The organism is Domibacillus sp. A3M-37, from assembly GCF_024213455.1.
GTDB classification, from domain to species: domain Bacteria; phylum Bacillota; class Bacilli; order Bacillales; family Domibacillaceae; genus Domibacillus; species Domibacillus tundrae.
In genome coordinates, this window is sequence record NZ_JANAVL010000050.1 from 1 (window position 1) to 5,642 (window position 5,642).

The window sequence follows — 5,642 nt, forward strand, 5'->3', positions numbered from 1 at the left end:
AAACCGATCATCTGAGCTGGTATGGCAGTGTTGCCATCTGGTAAAATAGGGGATATGGAAAGATCTGCGACTTTCAGATTTTTAGTACCGAAGACATTGAGATACCTATCCACAACTCCTTCTTGAATGCTCCTAGCCATCCTGCATTGTCCACCGAAGTGTTGAATATTGCGATATGCGGCTCTAACATATTTAGCGATCTCTGCTCTTTTTTCTGCCTCATTTGTCATTTCAAAGACATCTTCAGCAGGGTAGACCAGCTTATAAATCCCTTCAGGATCAAGTTTTCGAGCTTTCTTCATAATGTTGTAAATGTCAATATACTGATCGACCATGAATTCTAAGTCATTCGGATCTTCCAATGGATTGAGGCAAACGGATGGATAAGCTTCAGGATCGCTGTGAGCGGCCAAAATCTTTCCTCTGCTTTTCGGGTTATTGTCGAAAGGGCCAATACTCATCACATTCGTCTTTTTATTTGGATTAAACGACCAGTTGTTTTCGAAGACAACGGCTGGTGGAAGAAAAGAAGGTGTTATACTGCTATAAATTTGAAGGCGGCGGCCTCCTGTTTCATCTTCTCCTTTAAAAGCACCTAGTGGAAATGGCAGGTCAGGGTCAGCATCTCTCACTTCTAGAAGCCGGCTAGTCTCTACTTCAATCCCCACCCCACCAGTAAATTGCGATTGGAAGTTGTGTCCAACATTAGGGTTCTTTACTAATGTTGATACACCGATTCTGGCTAAATCCATAGAATTTCCGATTCCTGAACGTTGAAGGATGACCGAAGAAAAATTTCCTGCAGAAAGAACAATTCCTTTGTTCGCATAAGCCCTTTCGGTTATTCCATTCTTGACGTACTCGACACCGACAGCAACCTGAACTCCTTTTTGTTCTTTAAAAAGAATTTTATTCACTGTTGTTTTGGCGAAAATAGTCAGCTGTCTTCTGCCAACCCCAAATTCATCATTCTTGAACTCATTTCCTTGTGTAACCACATCATTATCTAAATATCCAGTTGCTGTTGAGGAACGAACAAATCTCCCGTTCACTATTTTATTCGTAGCCTGTGATTTATAAAATGTGCAATCTCTTATACCTGTATTGTAGTCTTCAACAATTGGGATATTCAAAACAGCTGATGTTGCTTGAGCTAAAGTAGTGACAAGTCCATCTTTGGGAATGATTTGCTGTCTCACAAAAATCGGGCCTTTTCTTCCTCGTTCTTCCGATTCCTGTGTGTTCCCTATATAAGTTTCATTTCTTTTGAATAAAGGACTAACAGTATCATATGCCCATTGAGGTCCAACAAGTTCTGCCCACTGATCATAAAGTTCACGGCTTCCTCTTACTGCATACATGGCATTATGTTCGGAGCTTCCACCAATTGCTCGACCGCTTGACATTCTTAGCTGGCTGTTAATATTAGGTTCTAAATTAGTCATCACATTAAACGAGTGTCTGTTATCGGTAGATAACAGGCCTGAGCCTGGGTTAGAAGCACTGCTTAACTCATTTGTCATGTTTGTCCCTGCCTCAAGAGTGAGCACAGAAGTTCTGGGATCATCTGATAATTCTTTTGCGACAACCCCCCCAGCGGTTCCAGCACCAATGACAATGTAATCAAAATATTTTCTTTCTTCTTTTTTTGACACATCATCATTCCTTTCAAGATAGAATAAACCATTCAACCTGTGCCCTTTGACCAATTTCAACATATGAATGCAGCGGAAGGTTTAGAATAGCACTCCCACTTTCTATCGTATTTTTTGCTGGCCCTCTAGTGGATAAATACTTTATTTAAAACCATGGAAACCTTGACCTTAAAGTGTTTTTTATTTTATGGATAACTTTATCGGGATAAAGAAGTCTTTTTTTAATTAATTAATTAACCAAAGGCTAATAAATTAAGCATTTTAGTTAAAAAGCAATAAAATAAAGCAAGGCAGTGGTATATTCACTATTTTTTCCCAAAACGGAGCGGCTGTAAATTGCAGCTGCTCCGTTTTGCTTGCTATCCCTAGGAATACATATTTGTTCAGACATAAATTAGGTTTGTAAGGGTGTGATAAGGAACACTTTTGCTTCATTTTCTTTCAATACATACATTCTATTTAGCAATTACTCCGTCCTGGGGGTAATTGTTTTCTTATTCTGTGGGCAGTTCAAAATATAAGATGTAACATTCAACTATAAACAAGAAAACAGGCGTCATTCCTTATATTTCAAAGGAGGGCGCCTGTTTTGGTTTGGCAGCTACTTGTTTAATACAACATATTGGACATATATGTTACATTAAACGTAACATAACAAATCGGAACGGAGGTATACCATACGAAAAATTTGAAAGTACTGCTTTATGGGAAATTATTAATAAAGGGATAGATGACCTTGTAGAAAATAACGATATTGAAGAAACGACACGTAGGGAATACATAGTAGGCTACCTTTGCAAGTTAATAAATGAATCAGTAACGACAAAATAAATAACTGGTGCTTGTTGAACTAATGGGGTGCGATAGTTGGATAGATGCATAAATAGCCATCTAACTAGGTGGCTATTTATTTGGGCCTGAAATCAACAACAAACGATAACAGAGCCAAAGAAATAAAAGTCACTTGTTGTCCGGCAGAAGCGAAATTTTCACTAGAGAAAGGTGCTTCCGCTAATGCTGACGTAGTTAAGATTTTAGATTCTTGCCTATATATTGTACAATCTTTCGTAATTCCGTAGAAGTAGGTCGTCCAAATGGGCTTGTTTGTCTCTGGTGATACAGCAGGTGTCCATTTTCATCTACAAGGAAATAAGCAGGTTCTCCATGAGTACCATGGTCCTCATAAGGGGCATCCTCACCATGATAGAAAACATCATAAGCTTTTAAAGCATCCAAATTTAAATCTGATAAAATCGGAAACGATAAATTGTTCTCCAATGACATCTTCTTTAAGTTTTCTAACTTATCCGTTGAAATCGTAATAAGATGTACATTCTTTCCTTCAAAGAAAGCCTTGCTTTCTTCAAGATCTTTAAGATCATGGACACATACAGGACACCAAGCTCCCCTAAAGAAAATAATTAGATTCCAGCTTTTATGATCCTTAAGATAAGATTCAAACGAAAAATCTTGTCCTGATATTTCAGGAAGTGTAAAATTTGGAACTTTTTCACCTAATTTAATTATAGCCATTTTGTATCCTCCTTTTACTTTTCATTTAATTATTACCCAAATCATATTATCCTATTCCGCTAAAGGGGCAGTTTAGTGGAAGTGAAAAACATTACTAAAAGGATTTGCTTACCTTGTGGTAATGATAAAAAAGACCTTCACACATAAAGGTCTTTGAAATCAACATTATTGTTTAACATAGCCATTAAAAAAAAGAAAAAATCAGAGAGCCATTTAGCCCTCTGATTAAATTAAATTAAATTATATTAATAATTATTAATAAAAAAATGTTGAAGAGTTTGTTATTACAACCCCTCGATAAAACCAATAACGATCATTAATGCAAAAATAATCATTATGTGGTTTAGAGAAAACACAAACATGAGAGTAGCCCACTTTTCACTTTCCATTCTTCTGAAATTAAAAATACCAAGCATTATCCAGACAAGGGTTAATCCAAACATGGCAAAAGCAATTAACTTGCTAAACGGAAAGAAAAGAAAAGAAACCATTAGCAATCCCAATAGATAGACAATAGCTTGAATTTTTGTACGGTATATTCCTTTTATAACCGGCAGCATCGGGACTCCAGCGGCCTTGTATTCATCTAACCGCCTAATCGCAATTGCGTAGAAGTGAGGAGGCTGCCATAAGAACATAAACAGAAACAATCCAATAGCTATGGGATGGAACATATCTGAAGATACGGCAGCCCAGCCGATTAGAGGAGGAACCGCACCAGAGAGGCTTCCTACCTCCGTATTATAAATTGTTTTCCGTTTTGTAAACATAGTATAAGGAAATACATACAAGAAAAACCCTAGAAACCCGATAAAAGCGACCAGAGGAGAGATAAGCAGCAAAAAAGCCAACCCACTTGCCAACAGGGCTATGCCCAGCCACAAAGCAAATTTAGGATTGACGGATCCATCTACAGTCGGCCTGTCCTTAGTTCTCTTCATAACAATGTCAATATCTTGGTCATAAAAATTGTTAATCGCTCCAGAACCGCCGACGACAAACGCTGTTCCTAATATGGCTAAAATAATGGTTGAAATGTAATCAGTAAAATTTAGGTTATATATATATAACGCCAAACTTAGTCCCGCACACATCCCCATTAAATTCGAATTAATAATCCCAGTTTTTACAATTGCTTTTATTACTTTCCATGAAAAATATTGCTTCACAGATCGTCCATCCTTTGCAACTGCTTCGGTGTTTTGCAATTTCTTTCTTCCTTTCTAACTATCTGCTGATTTTTTGAAAGATAGAATGTGTGTTACCAAAGAATTATCTAAGAAACATAAGAATCATTTACTATTTTAACATATAAAAATGCAAAGTTTTTTCTTGCTACTGATTAAATGTGACAATTAAAAAAACCTTTATTCTTCAAAAGAATTGATAGTGTTTTCAATTAAGTTACGCAAATGAAAATAAGGACACGGCAAGAGGACCACAGCATTGTGCCACGGTCTCCCATTACTTTTCTGTTGCAGCTTTTATTTTCCAAATATAAATAAGGAACAGTACTACAACACCACTTATAACATCGAGTATTATGTCCATTAGTCTTCCATTTCGTTCTGCAATAAAGGCTTGATGTATTTCGTCCGCAAACGCAAATAAAGCCGTAAAACCTCCTGTTAAAAGATAAGGGCTTCTTCTTTCAGGCAAATTTAAATTTAAATAAATCAAAAACGCCAATAATCCAAAAAACCTAACATGAGTTAGTTTGCGGATAACAAATTCACCCTCTACTTATTTCTGGGCTTTGCCCTTCACGAAATTGAAACAGGGGTACTCTTTCGGTAAAATCTGATAGAAGAAATGATAAGCATTAATCAGGGAAGCTGCCCCGAATCTGCAAAAGAACTTACTTTGTTTGATTTTTATCAGATAAATCGAGATCCCAACGTTCTTCGATTAATTTGGTTCCAGTCCATTCTTCATTTGGTTTTTCTTCAGTTAACTTAAAATGATATTTTTGATAGAGATAGCGGGCTGTTTTTAATGTGCTTATCGTCCATAAAAACACATGCTGATAGTTTTGTTCTTTACAGAAATGGAGAGCCGTCTCCATAAGCTTTTTACCTATGCCCCGGCCTTGATAATGATTATCTAAAATAAACCACCGCAGCTGTACTATTGTATCACTGGACTTCGTAATGGCAATTGAACCCGCAATTTTACCATTCACTTCTGCAACCTATAACTCGCCTCCCTTGGTATTGTTCATAAATTCTGTTAAACCTTTCATAACATAGTATTCAAACATCTGATCGAAGTTATATGTCTTATCGTATAACCTTCCATTACTTATATGTTTTCCGTAAAATAGAAATGTTTCTCGTGGGATAAGATTGATTCCTAAACGAAAAAAAGAACAGCTTCTGCTGTTCTTTTAGTTTGCCTGGCGGCGTCCTGCTCTCACAGGGGGAAACCCCCAACTACCATCGGCGCTGAAGAGCT

General features: G+C 36.9%; 5 protein-coding genes. All 5 read right to left on the minus strand.

Annotation, left to right across the window (positions count from 1 at the left end):
• Positions 1-1,655, minus strand: a 1,655-nt coding sequence (locus tag NLX67_RS22280; protein WP_254313585.1) for a GMC family oxidoreductase, incomplete at its 3' end; no start/stop codon positions are given.
• A gap of 1,026 nt (positions 1,656-2,681) precedes the next feature.
• Positions 2,682-3,188 (minus strand): peroxiredoxin family protein, encoded by a 507-nt coding sequence (locus NLX67_RS22285; RefSeq protein ID WP_254313586.1) that lies wholly within the window; start codon positions 3,186-3,188, stop codon positions 2,682-2,684.
• A 284-nt stretch (positions 3,189-3,472) separates the two neighbouring features.
• Positions 3,473-4,396: a heme o synthase gene (gene cyoE / locus NLX67_RS22290; RefSeq protein WP_254313587.1), complete on the minus strand. Its 924-nt coding sequence runs from the start codon at positions 4,394-4,396 to the stop codon at positions 3,473-3,475.
• A gap of 256 nt (positions 4,397-4,652) precedes the next feature.
• On the minus strand, positions 4,653-4,913 hold the full coding sequence (locus NLX67_RS22295; RefSeq protein WP_309143166.1) for a VanZ family protein: 261 nt from the start codon (positions 4,911-4,913) through the stop codon (positions 4,653-4,655).
• 133 nt (positions 4,914-5,046) lie between these two features.
• Positions 5,047-5,370, minus strand: coding sequence for a GNAT family N-acetyltransferase (locus tag NLX67_RS22300; protein ID WP_254313589.1), 324 nt, complete (start codon positions 5,368-5,370; stop codon positions 5,047-5,049).
• Positions 5,371-5,642 lie beyond the last annotated feature (272 nt).